The following is a 23,312-nucleotide window of genomic DNA, read 5'->3' as shown; positions in this document are numbered from 1 at the left end:
AAATGGTAGCAAAGAGCAACCCAACTGATCACAATAGGCTTTTATCCAAAATATGGCATCTAACTTTAATGACAACAGCCGGATGATCTATGATGCCAATACCGGAGAAGATACAAAAGATAAAACCAAAGAAGAGCGTGCATATGCTGCCAACCCTTTTGTTGGCGAAGAATATCAAAATTATTGTGTGGAATGCATGCCTTCCCATTTTGGAAATTTTACGCATACCTATTTTATCCCTGTTCGTCCAAAATGTCCGTCCTCGGCTTAAAATTGCATTTAGAATGTTTAAACAATAAAATTATGTACATAACCGTTGAAACATCAATCAAAGCAGCCATAGGAAAGGTATGGGAATGCTGGACTGACCCGGCCCATATCGTTAATTGGAATTTTGCTTCAAACGAATGGGAATGTCCATCAGCCACAAATGATCTCCGACCCAATGGGTCTTTTAATTGGCGAATGGAAGCCAAAAATGGTACAATGGGATTTGACTTTACAGGAATTTACAGCGAAATCATAGAAAATGAGTTGATCGCCTACCAAATCTCAGATGGTCGAAAAGTAACGGTAGAATTTATTATTGTAGACAATGAAGTTAAGGTCGTGGAAAGTTTTGAAGCAGAAGGTTCCAATGCAGACGAGCAGCAGAAAGCCGGATGGCAGGCCATTCTCCAAAACTTTAAAAAGTACGTTGAGACCATTAAATAGCCAAGAAAAATTTCAATCCCTTAATAGAAAAACCATGAAAGTGATGGCACTTTTAGCCAATTGAAACCCAATTTAAACGATAAACCATGACCGATTCCTCTTCCCAGTTTGAAGACCTTGACGAAGAACAATTACCCGTAGCTAAGCATAAACTTCATGATTGGACACATTTTGCAGGGCTTTATGCAGCGGAGCATGTAGCCGCCACAGAATTTGTTATAGGAGCCACATTTGTAGCCTTAGGCGCAAAGACAATGGATATTCTATTGGGCTTATTGATTGGGAATATATTGGCCGTTTTAAGTTGGAGGTTTATTACTGCCCCAATTGCCGTTGAGACAAGGCTTAGCTTATACACCTATCTCAATAAAATTGCCGGAGATTCAATGACCAAGCTCTACAATTGGGCCAATGTGGTTATTTTTTCCGTGATCTCAGCAGCAATGATTACAGTGTCTGCTACAGCCGTTCGCTTTGCTTTTGACATACCTGCTCAGCTCAATTGGTATCCAACCAATTTTTGGTTTGTCCTGATTGTTTTCGGTGTAGGCATTGTAGTGGTTACCATCGCCTTGTATGGTTTTAATGCTGTTACTGAATTTTCCGGCATTTGTGCTCCTTGGTTGTTTGTGATGTTTACAAGTGGTGCCATGGTATTATTGCCTGCCTTAAGTCTGGATGTATTGGCCAAAACATTGCCTTCCGGTTGGGATGATTTTATAAGCTTAGGAAATCAATCCATTTGGACGGGGGTGGATAGCAATGGTGAACCGGGAATTGGCCTGATCGAAGTGATCGGATTTGCTTGGGCGGCCAATACCATTACCCATTTTGGATTGATAGATATGGCTTTGTTGCGCTTTGCAAAAAAGAAATCCTATGGATTTGCCACAAGTACCGGGATGATGTTCGGTCATTATGTGGCTTGGATAGCCGCAGGCATAATGGGTGCCGGAGCAGCAGTTATTTTAGGAAAATCAATAGTTGCCCTTGACCCGGGAGATGTAGCCTATTATGCCTTAGGCTTGTCTGGCTTTGTTATCGTTATTGTAGCAGGATGGACCACTGCCATCACCAACTTGTATAGGGCAGGATTGGCCGCTCAGGCCATCTTTTCAAAGCATTCAAGAATGAAAACCACTATAGTGGTCGGTGTAGTTACCATTATGATTGCCTGTTTCCCCTTTGTGTTTTCTCAAATACTTCCCCTTTTAACTTATGCCGGCCTGCTGGTAGTACCGGTTGGAGCAATTGTTTTTACAGAGCATCAAATTTTTCCGAGGATAGACTACACCTCTTATTGGTCGCATTACAAGGCCTTGACCTTTAGCACCCCTGCCATCGCTTCATGGGGGCTTGGCTTGGTTTTCGGTTTTGGGTTAAATGCACTCGATGTAATGTCATTCTTTTATCTTTTTGTCCCAACCTGGGGGTTTACCATCTTGGTGTATACTTTCTTAGCAGGAAGATATGGGGCCAAGGAAGCATATCCTGAGGCAGTGCAAAAGGAAAAAGAGCGAAATGAAAAAATTAGGAGCTATCAAGAGCAAAAGGGCAAAGAGGAAAAGCCACATTTGGCTGACAATTCATTGCCAACCTGGACACTAAAGGTTCTCGGTTATTTGGCTTTAATCATCACCTTGGTATTGGCTTGGAGAGTGCTTTTTGGAAGTGCAGATGAGCTCAGTTACCTGGATAATAGAGAAAGATTTTACAGTATTGCCTTTATTTGCACATTGGTTTATTTTGCAACGGCTTATTGGGCTTTGTTGCGCGGAAAACAAAAAAATCAACATTGAAATGGAAAGTACTTTAGCACTTAATCAGCAAAACCTAACAAAAATAACCCATCTTATTCCCTGCCCGGGATACAATAGAGAAGCACTCAAAAAGGGAGTGGTTCATATTGGGGTTGGAGGTTTCCATAGGGCTCATCAAGCTTATTATACCCATCAATTGATCAGGGAATTCAATGATTCTGACTGGGGTATTTGTGGAATAGGCTTGCGGAAAGCTGATCAAAAGATTCATGATGTACTCCAGAACCAAGATGGATTGTATACCCTGATTATTAAACACCCTGACGGTACAATAGCGCCGGAGGTGATAGGATCAATTGTTGATTTTCAATTGGCAGTAGATAGTACAGCCTCTGTAATCTCAAGACTTGCTTCTGAAGAAACAAAAATTGTCTCATTGACCATAACGGAGGGAGGCTATAATTTCAAACCGGCTACCGGGGAGTTTGATTTTGCGAATCCTGATATTCAACATGAGCTTGAGCACCCGGATGATCCCAAAACAGTCTATGGCTTTTTGACTGCTGCCTTAAAGAAAAGACGCGATGCAGGTTTGCCGGCATTTACAGTTTTGTCCTGTGACAATATACAGCACAATGGAGATATGGCTCAGAAAATGTTGCACTCCTTTGCCCAAGCACAAGATGCTGAATTGGCCCAATGGATTGAAAAGGAGGTTTGCTTTCCCAATAGTATGGTAGATAGGATTACTCCGGTGACAACCCAGGCTGATATAGATTACCTTGAAAGCACCTATCAAATAAAAGATGAATGGCCTGTTACTTGTGAGCCATTTATCCAATGGGTAGTGGAGGATAAATTTTCCAATGGTAGGCCTGAATTTGAAAAAGTGGGCGTTCAGTTCGTTCGGGATGTAAAGCCCTATGAGAAAATGAAACTTCGACTATTGAATGCAGGGCATTCAGTCCTTGGTATCTTGGGAGCCATCCATGGCTACCCTACCATCAATGCTTGCATAGAAGATAAAACCTTTCGAACTTTTTTACGGGCATTTATGGATCAAGAGGCTACACCTACTCTGGATGAGCTTCCGGGAATCGATTTAGATGCTTATAAAGACAGTTTGCAAGAACGTTTTGCCAACCCCAATATTAAGGACAGTGTTGCTAGAATTTGTTCCGAAAGCTCCGCCAAATTACCAAAGTTTTTGATCGAAACATTAAATGAAAATTTGTCCTCCAATGCAAGTATCGAGTTTTCTGCTTTGATCATTGCTGCATGGTGTTATTATAGTGACAAAGGAGTGGATAGGAATGGGGAAGCCATTGAGATAATTGATGCCATGGAGGAGGAATTGCATCAAGCAGCTGTGCAGACAAAAGAAGATCCGCTTGCCTTTATTAAGCTAGAGTCCATCTTCGGAGACTTATCAGAAAATCTTCGGTTTACCCGGGTGTACACCTCCTTGATTGAAATCATTTATAGGGATGGAGAAGTGATCAAGCTGATGCAAAAAATGCTAAACTCCGGATTTGAAAACAGGGAGGATTAAAAATAAGTAAATTAAGGGAGGTTTTCTTCGGTTATTGGATTTGAAAAAGTATTTATTAGGATCCATAATTAGCTGAATAAAAAAGAATTAAAGAAAAGCTTGCTTTATTCAAAACGATCGGTTAGTTTTGTATTGTTATTCAGACAATGGCAAGGAAAAAAGAATATAGGGAAGAAGAGGTTATCGATAAAGCAATGCGTTTGTTTTGGCGCAATGGCTATGAAAGAACTTCGATGCAAATGCTTGAAAAAGAAATGGGCATCAATAAATTCTCTATTTATTCGAGTTTTGGTAGCAAACGTGGTGTTTTCCTTGAAAGCCTCAATTGTTACCAATCGAAAGTAGCTGCCATGTTTGAAAAATTCAAGAAAGCCAGCAATGGGGTAGAAGACATTAAACAGTTTTTTTATGATTCCGTAGCCATATGTGCTGAGGAAGGAAATGAGAAAGGTTGTTTATTGACAAATACCTACAATGAATTTTCTGAAAGTGATGATCCTGAAATTAAAACCCAGGTAAAGTCTTTTATGGACAATTTGAAATTGCTTTTCTTGGAAAAACTTAGGATAGGCTCGAATAAAGAGGATAGCCTTCTTTTGAAACAAGCCAATTTTCTGGTCATTGCCAAACATGGTTTGGCTGCTGCGAGTAGAGTCAATAGTCGGGAAGAAATCGAAGACTATATTGAAATGACCTTCAGTAGCATTTGACCTTTTTTTTACACTAAATCTAAACAATCGTTTAGAAATAATTTAAAATGAATACTATGACAACTTTGAAAATTCACAACATCGAAACTGCTCCGGAAGGTAGCAAAGAACTATTGGAACAATCGAACAAGGCCAACGGGATGATTCCCGGTTTGCATGGCGTATTGGCAGGAGCTCCAGGAATACTTGAGGCTTATCAGACGATCCATAAATTGTTTACTAACTCTTCATTTGATAAAGAAGAATTAACTGTCGTTTGGCAAACAATCAATGTGGAACATGCCTGTCATTATTGTGTGCCTGCCCATACCGGTATTGCCAAAATGATGAAGGTAGATGATGACATTACAGATGCTTTGCGCAATGAGACTCCTTTGGAAAATCCCAAATTGGAGGCCTTGCGGAACATGACCTTAACGATCGTTCGTAACCGAGGACATGTAAACTCAGAAGATTTGCAAGCCTTTTATGCAGCCGGATATGGTGAAAGACAAGTGTTGGAGATTATTTTGGGCTTGTCTCAAAAAGTAATCAGTAACTATACCAATCATATTGCCAATACACCTGTGGACGCTCCTTTCCAAAAGTTTGCTTGGGAGAAGGAAAATGCTGAAGGTGTGTAAAGTCTGTAGGCTTGTATACATTAGCGATAAATAAACGATTGATACCTACCTTTCACTTTAATTTCGAAAGGTAGGTTATTCCCATTTTACCGATGAATTCGGATCTACAAATAGAATAATAATTCCAATTTTGGGTGATTCCCTGAGTAAATTGGGTCTAAGCGTCTGATAATGGGCTAATTGCCTTGAGTAAAACAAACTGCTTATTTTATATGTTTATGTAAGATTGTAAGCAATTGACAAAGAAGGAGTAAAGGAATGAAAGAAAAATTGAAAATAGATATTGTTTCGGATGTGGTTTGTCCATGGTGCACCATTGGTTACAAACGTATGGAGAAGGCCATAAGTGAACTTGGTATTGAGGACAAGGTGGACATAACTTGGCAGCCTTTTGAGTTGAATCCTAATATGCCTGCCGAAGGACAGGATCTTCATGAGCACATTGCCGAAAAATATGGCAGTACGTTAGAACAACAAAAGGAGTCTCAGGAAATGATGACAGAGGCCGGAGATGAGTTGGGATTTAAGTTTGATTATTTTGAAGGAATGCGCATGTCCAATACCTTTGAAGCCCATGTCTTATTGGAGTATGCCGGGGAGTTTGGCAAACAAACGGACTTAAAGATGCGATTGACCACTGCTTTTTTTAGTGAGCGAAAAGATGTTTCCGACAGGGAAGTCTTAAAGGAAGCCTTGCTGGATGTAGGCTTAAATGCCTCCGAGGCCTTGGCCAGATTAGAGGATGTAGAAGCAAGAAAGGAAGTAAAAAGTAAGGAAGAATATTGGCAAAATGTGGGAGTCAGGTCAGTACCCACCATCGTTTTTAATAAGCAAAGTGCCTTGACGGGAGCCCAACCAATTGAGGTATTCAAGAAGGTATTGACAGATATAATGACTAGTACACATCAGTAATAATAAATTATTGGGAGATCTACCTCCAATTCAATCAGGTCCAAAAGCCAATTGACTTGGAGGTTTTTTTATAAATGATTGGAGATCAATATTCTTTGGCATCAAATTTGAATTTTTTATGATAAACCAACCCATATATGGAAAAGTCAGATTTGAATCCGAGCAAGCAAAAAAAGAAAAAAATTGCCCGTCTCGGAATAGGAACCAAAGGAGTCGTTTATCTTTTAATCGGAGGGTTAACGGCATGGGAGGCTTTTGGTAGGGGAGGCAAAAAAACCGGAAGCAATGGTGCCCTAAAGTTTGTGATTGATCAACCCTTTGGTCAAATTTTACTTTGGCTGGTGGTGTTGGGCTTGGCAGGTTATGTTTTTTGGAGAATGTATCAAACCTTTAAAGATACGGAGGAAAAGGGAAACGATTCCAAAGGTATAATGTACAGGTTGGGGTATTTCTCAAGTGGTATTTTTTACCTATTTATTATCTTTAATGCCTTACAGTTGTTGATTGGTGGTGGAAGTGGCGGCAATGGTGGAGGAAAGGAATCAATGATTCAGCAACTTTTAGCACAGGAATATGGGCGGTGGATCGTTGCTTCTATTGCCTTAATTTTTTTAATACGGGCCATCATTCAAATTTTTATTGCCTTCTCAGGTAAATTTAAGGACAAGGTCAAAGAATCAGGGATGAATGACAAAGCCCAGCAATTAATGGTTAGTTCAGGTCGTGTCGGCTATACCTCTAGAGGAATGGTTGTGGGTGTAATTGCCTACCTAACGGTAAAAGCTGCCATTACCTATGATGCTTCGAAATCAGGAGGAACAAAAGATGCTTTTAATTTTATCCAAGATGAATTTGGCGGGGTAGTTTTAGGAGTGATTGCCTTAGGAATGTTAGCCTTTGGCCTATTTCTAATTTTTAAAGCGAGCCAACATAAAATGGATTTTTGATTATTAAATTTTTTAAATTTCTGCAATGATAAAGTTTGTTAGTCGCCCTTGGTAGAAGCTTAAATTTAATTAGGTTAAAATGGAATAGATGGGAATCGATACTTTTTCTTAAATCTACATTGTGTTTTTAATTTTGCTAAAATCCCTCTAGCTTAGTAATGGTAATCAGTGGCAATATGCAGGGCATGTTTCACTTCCATTCATAAGATTCAAACCGATGATTATTCCCAAGCTATATAAAAAGTTTCATGTTGACAAAGGGCATACGTCCATCGGTCTTTTTGTTGCTTTAAACGATAAATATTCAATTGATAAGGTATTCTACCCAGGTTCACATGTACATATTACACCCTCTTTGGTATTTTCTGAGGTGATTTATGCAGATTCTTTTAGAAATACTTTCAGGTTTTTTGAAGATCCGGAAACCTTGGTTTTTGTTTCAGCCAATAAAAGGTATAAAGAAGAGGCAATATTCCATTTTTATCAACAAGATTATGAGCAAAGTTTTAATGGGCTTGCCAAAGATTTTGATTTGGTTATTTCTCAATATGCAGGATTTGTAGGGCAAGCAGTCAAGTCTTATCTAAAAGTTGGAGGGCTTTTGGTATGTAACAATTCACATGGGGATGCAAGCCTTGCTTCATTAGACCCTTCTTATCAATTGACTGCTGTTTATAGAAGACTAGCGGATGATAAATTTTCCATTTCAGAAAATAAACTGAGCGATTACCTGATTCCAAAGAGCGGGGTAATACCAACACGGGAGGAAATCATTACCAAAAGACGAGGCATTGCCTATACCAAGAGCCCTTCGGGATATATCTTTAAAAAAGTTAAGGATTAAGAATGAATAATTGCTGCCGGGTTATATAAAACTAAAATCTCATACATTTGTCCAAAATAGCATAATCCATACTTTAATATTTATGAAAAAGGGAGTTATTGGTGGTTTCTTGATATTGTTAATTGGAATGGCAAGTATCTTTTCCTGTAATCGGAAAACGCATGGTTCTTTACAAACCGCCACGACTGTCAATTCTAAAACTTCTCAGAAAAAGCCTTATTTATTATTAATATCATTGGATGGATTTAGATGGGATTATTTGGAGAAATACAAACCTCCAAACTTAGATGCTTTTGTTAAAGAAGGTGTTCGTTCGGAAGCTTTAATTCCGGCTTATCCGACCAAGACTTTTCCAAACCATTTTTCCATAGTTACCGGAATGTATCCTGACAAGCATGGAATCTTGTCAAACTCGTTTTATAGTCATGACCAAGAAAAGCTGTATGATTATAAAAACGTAGAAACCGCTACTGATGGAAAGTTTTATAAAGGTTCTCCAATTTGGCTGGAAGCCAATAAGGCCAATATGGTAACTGCCAGTTATTTTTTTGTAGGTTCAGAAGCAGATATTCAAGGAATACATCCAACCTATTATCATACCTATGATTCCAAAGTAAAAAAGCAGGAGAGAATTGCTCAAGCCATCAACTGGCTGGAATTGCCTGAAGAAAAAAGGCCTCATTTAATTACCATGTATTTTGCAGACATGGACAATGCAGGTCATGATTATGGTCCGGGGAACGAGGAGAAAATAAAAGAGGCCCTCTTTGAATTGGACAGCCATTTAGGACAACTGTTTAAAGGAGTGGCTGAAACAGGACTTCCTGTAAATATTATGATTGTTTCTGACCACGGCATGGTAGACCTTCCTGCTTCCAATATCATCCCCATAGATTCTATTAAAAATGACAGTTTGTACAGGACGGTAGACAATGGAGCTATGATTAACATTTACCCTCACAAAGGCGTCGATACAGAGGCATTGATTCATTCGTTTAAACGAAGAAATGAACATTTTGAGGTATATACGCCGGAAGATATCCCGGGATTTGTAAATAGACCGAAGAGCAAAGATTGGGGTGCGATCCAGTTAATACCGGACTACGGCTATTATTTTTTACCCGCTAAAAAGAAAGAGTTGATGATCCAACACAATATTAAAGCCATTGGTGTGCATGGGTTTGAGCCAAAAAACAAGGCAATGCATGGTATTTTTTATGCCAAAGGACCTGCTTTTAAGACAGCCTTCACCCTACCTCCTATGGCCATTGTTCATGTTTTTCCCTTGATGTGTGAGGTCTTAGGCTTACCAATTTCAAAGAATATAGATGGGGATTTGGAGGTAGTTAAAAGTGTTTTGAAATAGTTGGAATCTACCAATAAAGCCTACCTAATTTAAAAAGTTAATCGCTTAATAGCCATTGGTAACGAAGGATTTGAGGATTTTTTCCGTCTAATTAATCAACCATAAACCTCTATTTGGTTTCAATTATTACTTGTTGATTAAATCCTTCAATGATGAAAAATACTCACAAATTTGTCCTTGTCATAGTTTCTGTTTTTTTCGTCCATACAGGGTGCAATACCGATATGGATGTAGCTATACCTTCCATTTCAGATTACAACGGCACAGCTTCTGTATCTCAAGGCTTTGCTACGGTTACAACAGATAACCTTTTTGAGTGTTCCAATGGAAGAGAAGCACCGGTTGGAGTTTCTACGGCAATGGATGGAAGCACATGGACAGTTCCGGCACAAGTTAACTTTACTGACAATAGTTTTCCATTTGCCTCGGACCTGTACAACCCATGTTCCGGGATAACTTTTAATTCAGAGGCAGCGGCAGTAATGTCATTAAAGGATGAAGATATCATTGAAGTGGATCCAAATGGTGAATTGATTACAGCTTTTGTATTTGCTGACAATTATTTCGAAATGTACATCAATGGTGTTCCTGTAGGGAAGGACATGGTTCCTTTTACGCCGTTTAATTCCAGTATTCTTCGATTTAGGGTCAGTTATCCTTTTACCATAGCCATGAAGTTGGTAGACTGGGAAGAAAACAGTGGCTTAGGCTCTGAGAGTAACCAAGGAGAATCTTTTTATCCCGGTGATGGTGGCATGGTAGCCGTTTTTAAAAATGAGGCAAATGAAATTGTAACCAGTACAGGAGCTGACTGGAAAGCACAAACCTTCTATACATCCCCTATAAAAGACCTGTCATGTCCCACCGAAAATGGGGCTTTAAGATTAAGTTATAATTGTAATACGGATGGATCAAATGATGGCACCTCTTTTTATGCGCTTCATTGGGATATTCCTGCCAATTGGACAGCAGAGGATTTTGATGACAGCAGTTGGCCTAATGCAACTCCCTATACCAATACTGAAATAGGTGTAAATAATAAACCATCTTATACGAATTTCACTTCCATATTTGATGACCCTGCTGATGATGCTGAATTTATTTGGTCTACGAATGTAATATTAGATAACGAAGTAATCGTTAGATTTACTGTAGATTAATTTAGATAGTATTTTCAACTCGGATTATACAATAGGGTTTCCTGAATTTTCTCAGGGAGGGTTGGAATTGCAAGTAAATCAGACTGTTTGGAGATTTTAGCATAGCATGATTATGGTGAAATTTTTTGACAGCAACGATTGGGTGATTTTTAAGCGATTTCAGCAGGTAATAGATAGTCCATTGTATATTTCGTAAAGTAAGGTGAATGAATAAAACCCTAAGGCTGATAAAACAAGATGTATATGATCAATGTGGGCTTGATATTAGTGACTTTGCGTGGGAACGCGAGTCCAAAGCCTATCATGCTTGTCAATTTAAGTTGAATGGAAAAGCTGTGATATGCCGGCAAGCCAAGATTACGCCAAAGAAATCCGGGCAATTTGTTACCATTTGGAAGAGAGAAGGTGCTGGGCCAATAGCGCCATTTTCAGTAACAGACTCATTTGAATTCTTAATTGTTAATATTTGCTCATCCGATCGATTGGGTCAATTTGTTTTTCCCAAAGCAGCAATGGCTAATTTTGGCCTGCTAAGTACACCTGATAAGGAAGGGAAAAGGGCTTTCAGAGTTTATCCTGAGTGGGAAATAGCTTTGAATGCACAGGCAAGGAAAAGTCAAAAATGGCAATTGAATTATTTTTTTGAAATAAGTGCTGAAATGGACCTCGAAAAGATTAAAAAGAAGTATGAATTGGTAGGCTTTTAAACATTTTTCTCTAACAGAAATTGTGATACAGATGAATAAGAAATATATTTTAATGGTAGGTTTAGTGATGGGTTTATTTTTATCCTGTAATGAAAAGGATGTCCTTCCGGAGGAACAAGAAAATGAATTGTATTTTCCGCCCGGCCAATCAGATAACTGGGAATCAACTCCAATTAATACCTTGGGCTGGGATGATTTGGCATTAGAAAACCTGTACACCTATTTGGAAGACAATAAAACCAGGGCATTTATTGTCCTTAAGGATGGTAAAATCGTCGTTGAAAAATACTGGGGCAACAATATTTTAAATACGGGAGAATTTGAGGCAAGTAGTGTGTGGTATTGGGCATCTGCGGGAAAGGCATTGACAGCGACACTTGTTGGCACTGCAGAAAAAGAAGGGCTTCTGTCAATAAATGATAAAACCTCTGATTATTTGGGTAAGGGCTGGACTTCTTTGAATCAAGAAAAGGAAGATTTAATCACGATAAAGCATCAGCTGACCATGAGTGCAGGTTTAGATTATCAGGTCTCGGATTTGGATTGTACGGAGCCTTCTTGCTTGGAATACGGAGCAGATGCCGGAACACAATGGTACTATCACAATGCTGCTTATACTTTATTGGAAAGCGTGGTCAGCAATGCTTCAGGTATGGACTACAATAGTTTTACTGATCAGAAAATAGAATCAATCACCGGAATGGATGGAAGGTGGATACCTTTGGGATATAACAATGTGTATTGGAGTACTGCTAGGGACATGGCCAGATTTGGCTTGCTTACCTTAAACAAAGGCATTTGGGAGGATAATCAAGCAGTTTATTTGGATGAGTATTACCAGCAAATGGTCAATAGTTCTCAGGAACTCAATCCTTCTTATGGCTATTTATGGTGGCTAAATGGCAAAAGTAAGATCATTTTCCCGGCCCTTGCAAGCTCTTTTAATAGGAGTTTGTCAGATCATGCTCCGGATGATCTGTTTGCAGGAATGGGTAAAAATGGTCAGTTTGTAGAGGTAGTGCCTGAGCAAAACCTTGTTGTGGTAAGGATGGGAGAAGCCCCTAATGATGCCTTGGTGCCCATAACCTTTCATGATGAGATGTGGGAAAAGCTTAATCTCGTGATAGGAAACTGACCATGAAATCTCCAGGTAGGTTGGCTTTGGGTTTTAATTCTTACCTTTGTTAATCCCCTTACAGGATATGTGGAATTAAAAGGAAAATAGGCTTAGATTGGAAAAGAAGGGCATTCGGTCTATCTTTAAATGAATTAAAAACTAAGCCAAACCAGACCCAAACCTAAGCTTTTGCTAAATCAGTACAATGAAAAGTGTCTACCCTTACCTTCTAATATTTACCCTGCTTTTTTTTATAGGAATTCATTCTTTAAGTGCACAGCAACCCATTCGAGTGGCTGCTGCTTCAGACTTAAAATTTGCTTTAGACGATATCATTGAAGTCTATACTAAAGACACGGGGAAAGAGGTGGTGCCGATTTATGGCTCTTCCGGTAAACTATACGAGCAGCTTTCCAACAAGGCACCTTTCCATTTGTACATGTCTGCCGATGTGGAATATCCCAAATTGTTGATCGAAAAGGGACTGACGGGATCTGAGCTTTATATTTATGGTGAAGGAAGATTGGTGCTTTGGAGTAGAAAGTTTGATTGTGATGCATCCACTTTGGAAGGGCTGAGTCGTTTGAACTTAAAAAAGATAGCGATTGCCAATCCCAACCATGCTCCTTATGGTAAGCGGGCTAAGGAAAGTTTAGAATTTTATCAGTTATATGATGCCATTCGTTCTAAGATAGTGTTGGGTGAAAATATCTCTCAAACTGCCCAGTTTTTGTCTACAGGTGCTGCAGATGTTGGCATAATAGCCCTTTCGCTCGCCCTTGCTCCTACCATGAAAAAATATGGTAAGGGCTATTATCTATTGCCAGCAAAAAGCCACAATCCTTTACTCCAAGGAGCCATCATTACGGATTTTGGCAAAGGCAATCCTAATGCGGCTTTGTTTTTCGATTTTCTAAAATCTCCGACTGCAGGAGAAATTTTCAAAACGTATGGCTTTGTTCAAGAAGTAGAATAATGAATTTTGAACCTTTTATATTGACCTTAAAGTTGGCCACTTTGACTACCGGCCTGTTGTTTCTGCTAGGGGTTCCTTTGGCTTATTGGTTGGCATATAGTAAATACAAGGTTAAATATGTGGTAGAGGCTTTGGTCAGCATGCCTCTGGTTTTGCCACCCACGGTCTTAGGCTTTTACCTTCTATTGGCTTTTAGTCCCGAGAATAAGTTGGGACAATTCTTGGAAAATTATTTTGATTTACGTTTGGTGTTTACCTTTCACGGCTTGGTTTTGGCTTCGGTTATTTACAGTCTTCCTTTTATGGTACAGCCGCTGCGATCCGGGTTTTCCGGTATTCCCAACGCTTGGCTTGATGCAGCCAAAACGATGGGAAAAAGTTCTTGGCAGACCCTTTTTCATATACTTTTACCCAATATGAAGAATGCCTTAATCACAGCAGGGGTTCTCACATTTGCACATACTATTGGAGAGTTTGGCGTGGTATTGATGGTTGGTGGAAATATTCCCGAAGAAACCAGGGTGATTTCTGTTGCCATTTATAATGAAGTGGAGGGGATGAACTATGAGATGGCCAACCAATACAGTCTACTATTAATTGCTTTTTCATTTTCAGTGCTTCTGATGACTTACCTAATCAATCATCGGAAAAACCGAATGCTCTCCTATGATTGAACTATCCCTAAAAAAAACGCTGTCGGGAGCAGAAGGTAAAATAGCCTTGGATCTTTCTTGCCGTATTAAAAAAGGCGAGCTAGTAGGGCTATATGGGCCTTCAGGAGTGGGTAAATCCAGTGTCTTGCGCATGATTGCAGGCTTGATGCGACCTGATGAAGGCGTGTTAACCGTAGATCAGGAAGCTTGGGTAAACACCACAGAAAAGGTGTTTTTAAAAGCCGAAAAGCGGAATATTGGGATGATTTTTCAGGAATATTCCATATTTCCCAATATGACAGTATTTGAGAACCTTGTTTTTGCATTGGGAAAAGGGCAAGACAAAAGTTTTGTTATGGACTTATTACAAAGCATAGGAATGGAGCAGCTTGCTGATCACAGTACCGTGAAGTTGTCCGGAGGACAGAAGCAGAGAATTGCATTAGCAAGGGCCATGGTGAGGAAGCCTAAGATTTTACTATTGGATGAGCCATTGTCTGCACTAGATATGAAGATGCGGAAAAACCTGCAGGAATATATCGTTAAATTTCACCAAGAATATGGTTTGACCACCCTTTTGGTAAGTCATGATGCTTCCGAGATTTCGAGGATGGCCCAAAGGGTGTTGGTATTAGAAAATGGTGGTTTCAGTTTTGATGGTCGGCCTGAAGACTTTTTTAAGGAATAGCCTCATGTTTTGTGAAAGTAGTCTCCTATAAAGAAAGGAGGCTAAGACTTCTAATGCATGGTCATGCCCCTTCAAAATAAGCCGCTTTTTGTACTGTTTTGGACCTGTCTTCCTGCCTATTGTAGGCTTCACCATAGTTATGTGATGTTTCAAATTACAATTTTCTTGCAGTCAGCCAAATTTGTGAGACCTATTACACAATCCGGGATTAAAGGGCTAAAAAAAAATCCACTGCTGATAAAGGGCAGTGGAATTAATTTTATTTGACATTAGCTTTTATCTTGACCTTTTTCTGTTGGCGAAGAAAGCTTGTTTTTTACGTTGTTTTTCCTTGTTAAATTCTTTCTTTTCTGAAGCTGTCATTGGTTTATCTGTCTGCGGGAATGGGTTATTGTCCACCGTAGAGATTTTCTGACTGATCAATTTCTCTATTAATTTAACATAGGCATTTTCTTCCGGTTCACATAGAGAAATTGCTGTTCCTGACTCCCCTGCTCTCCCTGACCTACCTATCCTGTGCACATATGTTTCCGGATCCTCAGGGACATCATAGTTGATTACATATTGCAATTTGTCGATGTCTATCCCTCGAGCGGCTATGTCTGTGGCCACCAAAACACGAATAGCGCCTTCTTTAAACTGGGTCAATACTTTTTGACGGTGATTTTGCGCCTTATTGCCATGAATGGCTGCGGCTTGAATGTTTTTGCTTTTCAGGTTTCGGGTAATCTTGTCGGCCCCATGCTTGGTTCTAGAGAAAAGTAAAACTTGATCGATCTCCTTGTTTTCCAAAATATGGAAAAGTAAGTCCTTTTTTGTGCCTTTATTGGTATAGTAAACCTTTTGTTTGACTGTTTCTGCAGCAGAAGAAACCGGGTTTACTTCGATTTTAACCGGGTCAGTAAGGATTTTTCCTGCCAAAGAAACAATATTGTCCGGCATGGTTGCTGAGAAAAACAGGGATTGGCGTTTTCTTGGCAATAGTTTCAATAGCTTTTTGATGTCATTTATGAATCCCATGTCCAGCATGCGATCCGCCTCATCAAGCACAAAAATTTTGATTTGGTCCAATTTTATAAAGCCTTGATTTATGAGGTCTAACAACCTGCCTGGAGTTGCTACCAAGATATCCACTCCTCGTCTAAGTTCGTTTACTTGTGCCCCTTGTTTGACCCCGCCAAAAATTACAGCATGTCTTAGCTTGGTGTATTTCCCATAATAGGCTAGATTTTCATCTATTTGAATGGCCAACTCTCGAGTAGGGGTTACTATTAAGGATTTGATGGCCAATTTACCCTTGTTATTGTTCTTCTCAGTGTGAAGCAATTGGATGATAGGAAGGGAGAATGCTGCTGTCTTTCCGGTACCTGTCTGTGCACTTCCTAGAATGTCCCTTTTTGCCAATATTTTAGGAATGGCTTGTTCTTGAATGGCCGTTGGTTCTTTGTAATTTTTTTCCTGAAGTGCTTTCAGGATTGGAGTTATAAGATCTAATTGTTCGAATGTCATGCTTTTTTTTCATTTATGCGGCATTGTATGCCTGTGCTTTGCACCACGCTTATTAATGTGTTTGAGTGCAAATTAATTTTTTGCCTATTCGGCCGATATCAACCTATATAAATAATATTGGGTTTCAAATTGCTAGAATTAAAATTGAGGGAGTTATAACCCGAAATAGCTTGTTTAATTGTCTAATTCGCTATGAATTCAGCTAAGGTTACCCTGATAGAGTTTCACCACAGCGATTCATCATGTATGTTCAAAAGATAATCTAAAAACCAAGATAATCAGGCTATCAATTCACCTGAATTACTTGAATTCAAAAACAACAGGTTTAAACGCAATTGTATATAGGAGTTGATAAAGTCTGTAAAGGTAGGCAGATTTATTGGATTGGAAGCACCTTACACCAATTTTTAATCAATCGCAAATTTTGAAGGTAAAAATATATGGCTAATAATTTTATTATAGGGCTTGGTCTGCCCTAAGTGACTTTGTTATAATGATACGGTTTTATTAGCTTCCTGCAATTGAAACCTCGAATTTAAGTCTACCCTCACTTTTCTTTTATATCTGAAGTTCTAAGAACTTTAAGTAAAGGAGAAAGGTTTTAAGGGAATAAATTTCTACAAAATGCAAAAGGAGAGACTTTTACTTTGGACTTTGGCGGCCATCAATTTTACCCATATAGTGGATTTTATGATCTTAATGCCATTGGGGCCACAGTTGATGCGAATTTTTCATATATCTCCACAAGAATTTGGCTTATTGGTTTCGTCATACACTTTAAGCGCCGGGGTAAGTAGTTTTTTTGGTGCTTTTATACTAGACAAATATGACCGGAGAAGTATATTGATGTGGGTGTTTTTAGGGTTTTTGGTGGGTACTTTGGCTTGCGCTTTATCCCCTAATTATCCATTTTTATTGTTTTCAAGAATTCTTTCCGGACTATTTGGAGGTTTAACTTCAGCATTGATTTTTGCGATTATTGGAGATGCTATACCTGATCAACGAAGAGGTAGGGCCATGGGTTTGGTAATGGCCGCTTTTTCCGTAGCTTCAGTAGTAGGGGTTCCATTTGGCCTTTTTATTGCCAGCTTATCCAATTGGCATGCGCCATTTTTCTTTTTGGCTTTACTTGCCATGATAATACTTTTGCTTATTTATAAGTTTGTTCCTTCCATTTCTGTCCCTAAAAGCGAAGGAAATGTTAAGCCAAGTCCGGTACAGGTGATCCGGAGAGTCACCAACAATGGGAATCAAATGCGTGCTATTTCCTTAACGGTAATGATGATGTTAGGGCAGTTTATGGTGATCCCATTTTTGAGCCCTTTTATGGTAGCCAATGTTGGTTTTTCAGAAATCCAATTGACTTATATTTACATGGCCGGAGGTTTTTTTACCGTTTTTACATCCCCATGGGTAGGGAGGCTAACTGACAAATATGGGAAAGTGCCCATTTTCACCATTTTCATGAGTTTAAATGTTATTCCAATTGCTATAATCACCCATTTAGGAGCCACACCCATTTTGCTTGCTTTGCTGGTTTCGACTTTGTTTTTTGTCACCTCTAATGGCCGTATGGTACCTGCGGCAGCGCTTATCACCGGTACAGCCAAGGCTGAAAACCGAGGAAGCTTTCTGAGTTTCAATTCTGCTGTCCAACAATTAAGTTCCGGCTTAGCTTCTTTTTTAGGAGGACTTATTTTGGTGGAAGGTACAGAGGGAAAACTACTAAACTTTGAGTACATAGGATATATCGCCATAGTAATTAGCCTATTATGTATTCCACTTATTAGAAGGATAAAAGTTGTAGATGTATTACCTATTAATTAAAAAAATGTTAGTTAATAGTTTGGTTTAATATAAAATTCCTAATTAATTTTTCGTTTTGTTAAAAATTTAAAAATTATATTCTACTTTTGTTTGAAGGGTAGCAGCAATTCTTTTTATACAACCCGAATAACAGATCACCTATAATTCTAAGTTTTAAAATGAAAAGTGGATTTTTCTACAGGTTGTTAGGGCTCTTCCTTAATGCCCTGAATAGTATTACACCTGTGCAGGGAGGAAAGTTGGGATTCAAATATTTTTGCTCTCCTGCTCGCCCCCAAATAAGCAAGAAGCAATTTGACTTTCTTCGGACGGCGGTGGAGTCAGATATTCTTTTTAAAGGGAATAAGATCCGTCAATACAAATGGGGAAATGGTCCAAAGAAAATTTTGTTCATACATGGCTGGCAGAGCTTTTCCTTTAGATGGAAGGAATACATTGATTTGCTTTTATCAACTGATGAATATACGATAATGGCCTATGATGCACCCGCACATGGTCAGAGCCAAGGTAAACGCTTTACGGTACCTGAAAATGCTGCTTTGATAGAACAAGTATTAAATAATGTTGGCGAGGTAGATGCGGTGGTGACTCATTCCATTGGAAGCTTTTCTTTTTTTTATGCTTTTGCCAAGCATAAGCTGCCACCTGTAAATAAACTGGTCGCTTTGTCAACTCCCGGAAGTGCCATAGAGTTTATTGGTTATTATAGGCAAGTTTTGAAACTTAAACCCTATACAGTTAAAAATATTACCGCTGAATTTGAAGCTTTTATTCAAGAAGATTTAAACAGTGTTAATTTGCCTAACTTGGTTAAAGACTTGACCATTCCCGGGCTTATTATTCATGACCAAAAAGATGGACTGACTGATTTTAGTAACGCTCGGCTGCTTCATCAGCATTGGCCACAATCGGAGTTAATGACGACAACCGGTCTGGGACATCGGTTACGTTCCCCTGAAGTGATTAATGCAGTAGTAGCTTTTATCAAAGAATAATATTGTTTGCATTTAAACCCAAAATCCCGGCCGCGGGTAATGCTTACTCGTGACCGGGAAAATCAACAACAAATAATCCAATAATTATTAATTCAGCTTGAACCGAATTGGCAGTTGAATTTTGACATTTACTTCTTTTCCTTTTTGTTTACCCGGGGTCCAATCTGGTGAATTCTTTATTACCCTAAGTGCTTCGGCATCTAGATCCGGATCTACACTTCTAATAACAGAGGGATTGACTAATCTCCCTTCTTTATTGATGATGAATTGTACGTAAACTGTTCCTTCTTTTTTTTGATCTCTGGCAGATTGAGGATATTTAAGGTTTTGACTTAAGTACTTGTTCCAACCTTGCACGCCTTCTGCAGGGACAGGCATGTCTTCAGCAATATCGAAAATCTCATTTAGGTCTGCTTGTTCAGTTATTGATTCAGCTTTTGGGATTTCTACTTCCACGATTTCATCCTTTTGCTCGCATGAAACCAGAGCAAACAGACCAATAAATACGGGTAAGGCTAGAGCATAAAGCCCTTTGGCTATTTTTTTTGATTTGGGTTGTGTCATCATGGTTAATCTTTTTTTAATTTGAAATTTATTAAAATTATGTGCCAGCTGATTTACACTTTTTGGTCTTCCTAAATGAATTAGCAGCAAGGCGTATTCTTCGACCGGGTAGTTCTCGGTCATTTTATTATCTACTTGATACTCATGGATCACTTCTAAATCCGTTTCATACAAACGATAAATCGGGTAAAACCAAAAGATAATTTTCACCAATTGCAGCAGTAACTTATCTATGCTGTGTCTGAAATCAGCGTGAGCTGCTTCATGATCTATTATCCAATCCACTTTGTTTCTTAACTGAAGTGAACCTTCAGGCAGAAAGATCAAGTGAAAAAAGGAAGCTGGCTCAAAAGAGGCATGTTCCAATAAGGTGTATTTACCTTTATAGGAGGTATGTGCTTTTTTGACCGAGCTTATTAAGGAGAGCATTCCTATAAGAAATTTGGTGAGCGGAAAAAGGATTCCCAATAAGTAGAGGCCTACCAAAATGCTGCTTAGGGAAAGTGACTTCAATGAGTTTGTTTGCTGATTTGAACCATCAAATTCAAATGTTGGCAATTGAAACAGGTAGGTTTCATTGGCTAAATTGAAGCTGTTTATACCTTCAAAGCCTAAAGCTGGGAAAACCAAAGCCATGATTAATGCACAGAGCAAAAAGGTCCTGTTCCAAGCAAAAAAAGTGGTTCTTTCAAGGAATACCTTATAAAACAACCAAGGTATTGTCAAACAGACAGCTCCTTCCCATAAGTAATTGATAAGGGCCATCATGATGATTTCTTTTTAAAATTCTCAACAATTTTTTCTAAATCTTGGATATCATTTTCGGACAGTTTCTCTTCTTTCACCATAAAAGACAATACATTTTTCGCAGAACCATCGAAATAGTTTTTCACCATCTGATTGAAACTACTGTGTTGGTAAGCTTTTTTGCTTATTAAAGGAAAATATTCATGCGTATTGCCATAGGTTTTGTGGTCCAAGTAGCCTTTGTTTTCCAATTGCTTGATGATTGATGCCAATGTGGTGTAAGGAGGCTTGGGCTCAGGAAATTCATTCAATACACTCCTTACCAATGCTTTTTCCAGCTTCCAGATGATCCGCATCACCTGCTCCTCATTGCTTGTTAATGCTTCCATAATCCAAACCTAATAAATTAAAATTAGTTTTCCTACGAAAATTACGTATACCTACGAAAAGAGCGTAATTTCTTTAATGAGTTAGTAAAGTATTGTTATAAAGGAGGTGAAAATTGTATTATTTGCATAAATACTTAGTGTAAATATCAATTATCAACACTGAAAAAGTAAGACCAATGCGTTTGTTTTGCAGGTCTATTGTGGGGAGTATTTTTATCTAATTTTAATAAAATGCTTGTAAAATTAAATATATTTTTAACAGAAAAATGAATTTTAATTCTATTAATATGCTGTTTAAAATAAATATTTGGCAAATAAATAATATTTTTCTACTATTATGCCTTTAATAAGCAAGAGGCCTACTTTTTAACAATGAATAACAGCAATACCAACAACTCTAGTTTCAAGCCTGAAGACAAACGATTTTTAATAGTTGATGATGACCCTATAATGAGAATGGTGATGAAGTCAATGTTTAAAAACTGGGATCACATCACAATAGAAATAGTTATGGATGGTGAGCAGGCCTTAGAAAAATTAAAGCATTCATTTTTTGATTTAATTATCATGGATCTTCAAATGCCTGTGTTAAATGGTTATCAAACGGCCAAAGCTATAAGGAGTGGAGAATGTGGAGAATTACGTAAAAATATCCCCATATTGGCTGTAACCGCAGATCTCTCAGACAGGGCCATGACGAAATCTTCTCAAATGGACTATGTGTTGATCAAGCCTTTTGATCTTGAAAAACTTGAGACGGCCATTCTTCATTGTTTGATGCCAGGTGAGCAGTTAAATAAGCGCGCAAATTAGTTCGTATCATTTGTGAACTTGGGTAGTGTTTGTCGATGCATTTAATATTAAATTTAATGCCTTGATTTTAACAGTCCTTGGTTATCTTTGACGATTCATTGTCTATCAGATCCAAACCTTTGCATTCATGAGGATAGCCCTGTTTTTTCTTGCCCTTGGTTTAATAATTTTGGGACAAGCGTGTAAACCTAATGACAAGAATAGTCAAAAGGAAGAGCGTGCCAACCCAAAGGTTGAAGTGAAAAAGGAAGCTTTACAAGACCCGTTGGAAAAGCCTGCAGAAATGCTTGCCAAAACATATTGTACCGGATGTCATTTGTACCCTGATCCCAATCAATTGGATAAAGCTACTTGGAAAACAATTCTCCCTAGAATGGGTCATTTTTTTGGTATCTATGAATCAGACAGCAGCAGGGAAAATCTTTTGGAGGGAGGACGAGCCGGTGCAATTGTAGAAAGAAATAATGTTTTCCCAAAGTCTCCCACAATAGACACTTTGATCTTTGACAAAATCAAAACTTATTATATTGATACAGCTCCTGATAAATTACCGAAAGCGGAAGTCATAAAAATTAAGACCGGCTTGAATAACTTCAAACTCCATCGTCCGGCCAATAAGACTAAGAACCCAATGCATTTAATGGTGAAAATCATAGGCCCTGATCGCTGGTACATCAGTGATGCAGGTAGGTCTTCCTTTTCTATCATGAACAATCAATTTAAGGTGCAGAAAACAGCTTCTAGTCCGGAAGGGACAGTGTGGGTGCATGAAGGTCAGCAGTATTCCTATGCTTTGGTAATCGGTACCTTTAACCCTACAGACATGGACCTGGGTTTTGTAATGCGCTTGCCTAATACCGCCGGCGAAGTAACAAAAATTGTTGCCAAAGATTTACAAAGACCCGTCCATATGGATATGGGAGATCTTGATGGGGATGGATTGGATGATATGGTCATTGCTGAATACGGGAAAAACACCGGTAGCCTTGGCTGGTGGAAGCAAGATCCTTCAGGAAACTTTAAAAAAAATATTTTGAGGAATAAGCCGGGAGCTACCAAAGCATATATTCGTGACTTGAATAACAATGGCTTAAAAGATATCATAGCCCTTTTTGGCCAGGGAGATGAGGGGATTTTTATATACCATAATCAAGGAAACGGTAAATTTGCCGAAGAACCGGTTTTAAGGTTTCCTCCTACATACGGATCCAGTTATTTTGATTTATATGATTTTAATGGAGATGGGATAGAGGATATTATCTATACCGCCGGCGATAACGCAGATTATGATCCCATACCCAAGCCCTATCATGGGATCAGGGTTTATATCAATGACGGCACAAACCATTATAAAGAATCTTTTTTCTATCCCCTTAACGGGGCCTACAAAGCCATTCCTGCAGACTTTGACAAGGATGGAGACATTGATATTGCGGCGATTAGTTTTTTTCCGGATTATGAAAGTAGCCCGGAGGAGAGTTTTGTTTACCTTGAGAACAAAGGAGACATGAATTTTGATGCTTTTACCTTTTCCGGTAGTGCAGATGGGCGTTGGATGGCAATGGATGCAGGAGATATGGATGGTGATGGAGACCTGGATATTCTCCTTGGCTCAATGATATTTGGTACGGATTTTAGCAGGTTTTTTGAAAAATGGTCGGATGGCACCCTGCCTTTTGCTTGGCTTGAAAATACAAGTTCCAATTGAGACCAAAAGGAGTCAGCTTAACAGTTTAAGT

General features: G+C 38.8%; 23 protein-coding genes. 20 read left to right on the top strand and 3 right to left on the bottom strand.

What is annotated here, in order from left to right:
* Positions 1–52 precede the first annotated feature (52 nt).
* From Q4534_RS22300 to Q4534_RS22225, 16 genes are all read left to right on the top strand, one after another.
* On the top strand, positions 53–271 hold the full coding sequence (locus tag Q4534_RS22300) for a hypothetical protein (protein ID WP_303615373.1): 219 nt from the start codon (positions 53–55) through the stop codon (positions 269–271).
* A gap of 32 nt (positions 272–303) precedes the next feature.
* Positions 304–714, top strand: a complete 411-nt coding sequence (locus tag Q4534_RS22295; RefSeq protein ID WP_303615372.1) for an SRPBCC domain-containing protein — start codon at positions 304–306, stop codon at positions 712–714.
* Positions 715–800: 86 nt separating this feature from the next.
* Positions 801–2,513 carry a cytosine permease gene (locus Q4534_RS22290; protein ID WP_303615371.1) on the top strand — a complete coding sequence of 571 codons (1,713 nt, stop codon included), beginning with the start codon at positions 801–803 and terminating at the stop codon, positions 2,511–2,513.
* 1 nt (position 2,514) lies between these two features.
* Entirely contained in the window at positions 2,515–4,026 is a 1,512-nt protein-coding gene (locus tag Q4534_RS22285; RefSeq protein ID WP_303615370.1) for a mannitol dehydrogenase family protein, read from the top strand.
* Between the two features lie 146 nt (positions 4,027–4,172).
* Complete coding sequence (locus Q4534_RS22280; protein ID WP_303615369.1) at positions 4,173–4,736, top strand: TetR/AcrR family transcriptional regulator; 564 nt, start codon at positions 4,173–4,175, stop codon at positions 4,734–4,736.
* A 56-nt stretch (positions 4,737–4,792) separates the two neighbouring features.
* Complete coding sequence (locus Q4534_RS22275; protein ID WP_303615368.1) at positions 4,793–5,359, top strand: carboxymuconolactone decarboxylase family protein; 567 nt, start codon at positions 4,793–4,795, stop codon at positions 5,357–5,359.
* 258 nt (positions 5,360–5,617) lie between these two features.
* Positions 5,618–6,271 (top strand): DsbA family oxidoreductase, encoded by a 654-nt coding sequence (locus tag Q4534_RS22270; RefSeq protein WP_303615367.1) that lies wholly within the window; start codon positions 5,618–5,620, stop codon positions 6,269–6,271.
* A 137-nt stretch (positions 6,272–6,408) separates the two neighbouring features.
* On the top strand, positions 6,409–7,218 hold the full coding sequence (locus Q4534_RS22265) for a DUF1206 domain-containing protein (protein WP_303615366.1): 810 nt from the start codon (positions 6,409–6,411) through the stop codon (positions 7,216–7,218).
* A gap of 217 nt (positions 7,219–7,435) precedes the next feature.
* Positions 7,436–8,062: a hypothetical protein gene (locus Q4534_RS22260; RefSeq protein WP_303615365.1), complete on the top strand. Its 627-nt coding sequence runs from the start codon at positions 7,436–7,438 to the stop codon at positions 8,060–8,062.
* Positions 8,063–8,144: 82 nt separating this feature from the next.
* Positions 8,145–9,428, top strand: coding sequence for an ectonucleotide pyrophosphatase/phosphodiesterase (locus Q4534_RS22255; RefSeq protein WP_303615364.1), 1,284 nt, complete (start codon positions 8,145–8,147; stop codon positions 9,426–9,428).
* A gap of 149 nt (positions 9,429–9,577) precedes the next feature.
* Complete coding sequence (locus Q4534_RS22250; protein ID WP_303615363.1) at positions 9,578–10,588, top strand: hypothetical protein; 1,011 nt, start codon at positions 9,578–9,580, stop codon at positions 10,586–10,588.
* 206 nt (positions 10,589–10,794) lie between these two features.
* On the top strand, positions 10,795–11,295 hold the full coding sequence (locus tag Q4534_RS22245; protein WP_303615362.1) for a MepB family protein: 501 nt from the start codon (positions 10,795–10,797) through the stop codon (positions 11,293–11,295).
* A gap of 31 nt (positions 11,296–11,326) precedes the next feature.
* Positions 11,327–12,430 (top strand): serine hydrolase, encoded by a 1,104-nt coding sequence (locus tag Q4534_RS22240; RefSeq protein WP_303615361.1) that lies wholly within the window; start codon positions 11,327–11,329, stop codon positions 12,428–12,430.
* Positions 12,431–12,617: 187 nt separating this feature from the next.
* The gene (gene modA / locus Q4534_RS22235; protein WP_303615360.1) at positions 12,618–13,388 is read left to right on the top strand and encodes a molybdate ABC transporter substrate-binding protein; all 771 of its coding nucleotides are present in this window, start codon (positions 12,618–12,620) and stop codon (positions 13,386–13,388) included.
* The gene (modB, locus tag Q4534_RS22230; RefSeq protein ID WP_303615359.1) at positions 13,388–14,062 is read left to right on the top strand and encodes a molybdate ABC transporter permease subunit; all 675 of its coding nucleotides are present in this window, start codon (positions 13,388–13,390) and stop codon (positions 14,060–14,062) included. Before modA ends, modB begins: the two co-directional genes overlap by 1 nt.
* On the top strand, positions 14,055–14,729 hold the full coding sequence (locus Q4534_RS22225; protein ID WP_303615358.1) for an ABC transporter ATP-binding protein: 675 nt from the start codon (positions 14,055–14,057) through the stop codon (positions 14,727–14,729). Before modB ends, Q4534_RS22225 begins: the two co-directional genes overlap by 8 nt.
* Before the next feature lie 276 nt (positions 14,730–15,005).
* Here Q4534_RS22225 and Q4534_RS22220 read toward each other — a convergent pair whose 3' ends face one another.
* Positions 15,006–16,238: a DEAD/DEAH box helicase gene (locus Q4534_RS22220; RefSeq protein ID WP_303615357.1), complete on the bottom strand. Its 1,233-nt coding sequence runs from the start codon at positions 16,236–16,238 to the stop codon at positions 15,006–15,008.
* Positions 16,239–16,862: 624 nt separating this feature from the next.
* Here Q4534_RS22220 and Q4534_RS22215 point away from each other — a divergent pair.
* Both Q4534_RS22215 and Q4534_RS22210 read left to right on the top strand, forming a co-directional pair.
* Positions 16,863–18,065: an MFS transporter gene (locus tag Q4534_RS22215; RefSeq protein ID WP_303615356.1), complete on the top strand. Its 1,203-nt coding sequence runs from the start codon at positions 16,863–16,865 to the stop codon at positions 18,063–18,065.
* A 158-nt stretch (positions 18,066–18,223) separates the two neighbouring features.
* The gene (locus tag Q4534_RS22210; protein WP_303615355.1) at positions 18,224–19,060 is read left to right on the top strand and encodes an alpha/beta fold hydrolase; all 837 of its coding nucleotides are present in this window, start codon (positions 18,224–18,226) and stop codon (positions 19,058–19,060) included.
* 87 nt (positions 19,061–19,147) lie between these two features.
* Here the strand turns inward: Q4534_RS22210 and Q4534_RS22205 are convergent, their stop codons facing one another.
* Together Q4534_RS22205 and Q4534_RS22200 are read right to left on the bottom strand one after the other, a co-directional pair.
* Complete coding sequence (locus Q4534_RS22205) at positions 19,148–20,392, bottom strand: M56 family metallopeptidase (protein WP_303615354.1); 1,245 nt, start codon at positions 20,390–20,392, stop codon at positions 19,148–19,150.
* Positions 20,389–20,760: a BlaI/MecI/CopY family transcriptional regulator gene (locus Q4534_RS22200; protein ID WP_303615353.1), complete on the bottom strand. Its 372-nt coding sequence runs from the start codon at positions 20,758–20,760 to the stop codon at positions 20,389–20,391. The genes Q4534_RS22205 and Q4534_RS22200 overlap by 4 nt, the downstream gene beginning before the upstream one ends.
* A gap of 372 nt (positions 20,761–21,132) precedes the next feature.
* Here Q4534_RS22200 and Q4534_RS22195 point away from each other — a divergent pair, with 372 nt between their 5' ends.
* Positions 21,133–21,573: a response regulator gene (locus Q4534_RS22195; protein WP_303615352.1), complete on the top strand. Its 441-nt coding sequence runs from the start codon at positions 21,133–21,135 to the stop codon at positions 21,571–21,573.
* A gap of 127 nt (positions 21,574–21,700) precedes the next feature.
* Positions 21,701–23,281, top strand: a complete 1,581-nt coding sequence (locus Q4534_RS22190; protein WP_303615351.1) for a VCBS repeat-containing protein — start codon at positions 21,701–21,703, stop codon at positions 23,279–23,281.
* The last annotated feature ends 31 nt before the right edge of the window (positions 23,282–23,312 follow it).

Origin of the sequence: Cyclobacterium sp. 1_MG-2023, from assembly GCF_030546805.1 — a bacterium.
Taxonomy (GTDB): Bacteria; Bacteroidota; Bacteroidia; order Cytophagales; family Cyclobacteriaceae; genus Cyclobacterium.
This window is presented reverse-complemented; position numbering and strand designations above follow the sequence as displayed.

Excerpts from the sequence above, each read along its gene's own strand:
- modB (WP_303615359.1), top strand. The coding sequence starts at position 13,388 with ATGAATTTTGAACCTTTTATATTGACCTTAAAGTTGGCCACTTTGACT.
- Q4534_RS22300 (WP_303615373.1), top strand. The coding sequence starts at position 53 with ATGGCATCTAACTTTAATGACAACAGCCGGATGATCTATGATGCCAAT.
- Q4534_RS22265 (WP_303615366.1), top strand. The coding sequence starts at position 6,409 with ATGGAAAAGTCAGATTTGAATCCGAGCAAGCAAAAAAAGAAAAAAATT.
- Q4534_RS22285 (WP_303615370.1), top strand. The coding sequence starts at position 2,515 with ATGGAAAGTACTTTAGCACTTAATCAGCAAAACCTAACAAAAATAACC.
- Q4534_RS22205 (WP_303615354.1), bottom strand. The coding sequence starts at position 20,392 with ATGATGGCCCTTATCAATTACTTATGGGAAGGAGCTGTCTGTTTGACA.
- Q4534_RS22190 (WP_303615351.1), top strand. The coding sequence starts at position 21,701 with ATGAGGATAGCCCTGTTTTTTCTTGCCCTTGGTTTAATAATTTTGGGA.
- Q4534_RS22290 (WP_303615371.1), top strand. The coding sequence starts at position 801 with ATGACCGATTCCTCTTCCCAGTTTGAAGACCTTGACGAAGAACAATTA.
- Q4534_RS22215 (WP_303615356.1), top strand. The coding sequence starts at position 16,863 with ATGCAAAAGGAGAGACTTTTACTTTGGACTTTGGCGGCCATCAATTTT.
- Q4534_RS22260 (WP_303615365.1), top strand. The coding sequence starts at position 7,436 with ATGATTATTCCCAAGCTATATAAAAAGTTTCATGTTGACAAAGGGCAT.
- Q4534_RS22280 (WP_303615369.1), top strand. The coding sequence starts at position 4,173 with ATGGCAAGGAAAAAAGAATATAGGGAAGAAGAGGTTATCGATAAAGCA.
- Q4534_RS22255 (WP_303615364.1), top strand. The coding sequence starts at position 8,145 with ATGAAAAAGGGAGTTATTGGTGGTTTCTTGATATTGTTAATTGGAATG.
- Q4534_RS22245 (WP_303615362.1), top strand. The coding sequence starts at position 10,795 with ATGAATAAAACCCTAAGGCTGATAAAACAAGATGTATATGATCAATGT.
- Q4534_RS22275 (WP_303615368.1), top strand. The coding sequence starts at position 4,793 with ATGACAACTTTGAAAATTCACAACATCGAAACTGCTCCGGAAGGTAGC.
- Q4534_RS22250 (WP_303615363.1), top strand. The coding sequence starts at position 9,578 with ATGATGAAAAATACTCACAAATTTGTCCTTGTCATAGTTTCTGTTTTT.
- Q4534_RS22295 (WP_303615372.1), top strand. The coding sequence starts at position 304 with ATGTACATAACCGTTGAAACATCAATCAAAGCAGCCATAGGAAAGGTA.
- Q4534_RS22200 (WP_303615353.1), bottom strand. The coding sequence starts at position 20,760 with ATGGAAGCATTAACAAGCAATGAGGAGCAGGTGATGCGGATCATCTGG.
- Q4534_RS22270 (WP_303615367.1), top strand. The coding sequence starts at position 5,618 with ATGAAAGAAAAATTGAAAATAGATATTGTTTCGGATGTGGTTTGTCCA.
- Q4534_RS22220 (WP_303615357.1), bottom strand. The coding sequence starts at position 16,238 with ATGACATTCGAACAATTAGATCTTATAACTCCAATCCTGAAAGCACTT.
- Q4534_RS22210 (WP_303615355.1), top strand. The coding sequence starts at position 18,224 with ATGAAAAGTGGATTTTTCTACAGGTTGTTAGGGCTCTTCCTTAATGCC.
- Q4534_RS22240 (WP_303615361.1), top strand. The coding sequence starts at position 11,327 with ATGAATAAGAAATATATTTTAATGGTAGGTTTAGTGATGGGTTTATTT.
- modA (WP_303615360.1), top strand. The coding sequence starts at position 12,618 with ATGAAAAGTGTCTACCCTTACCTTCTAATATTTACCCTGCTTTTTTTT.
- Q4534_RS22225 (WP_303615358.1), top strand. The coding sequence starts at position 14,055 with ATGATTGAACTATCCCTAAAAAAAACGCTGTCGGGAGCAGAAGGTAAA.
- Q4534_RS22195 (WP_303615352.1), top strand. The coding sequence starts at position 21,133 with ATGAATAACAGCAATACCAACAACTCTAGTTTCAAGCCTGAAGACAAA.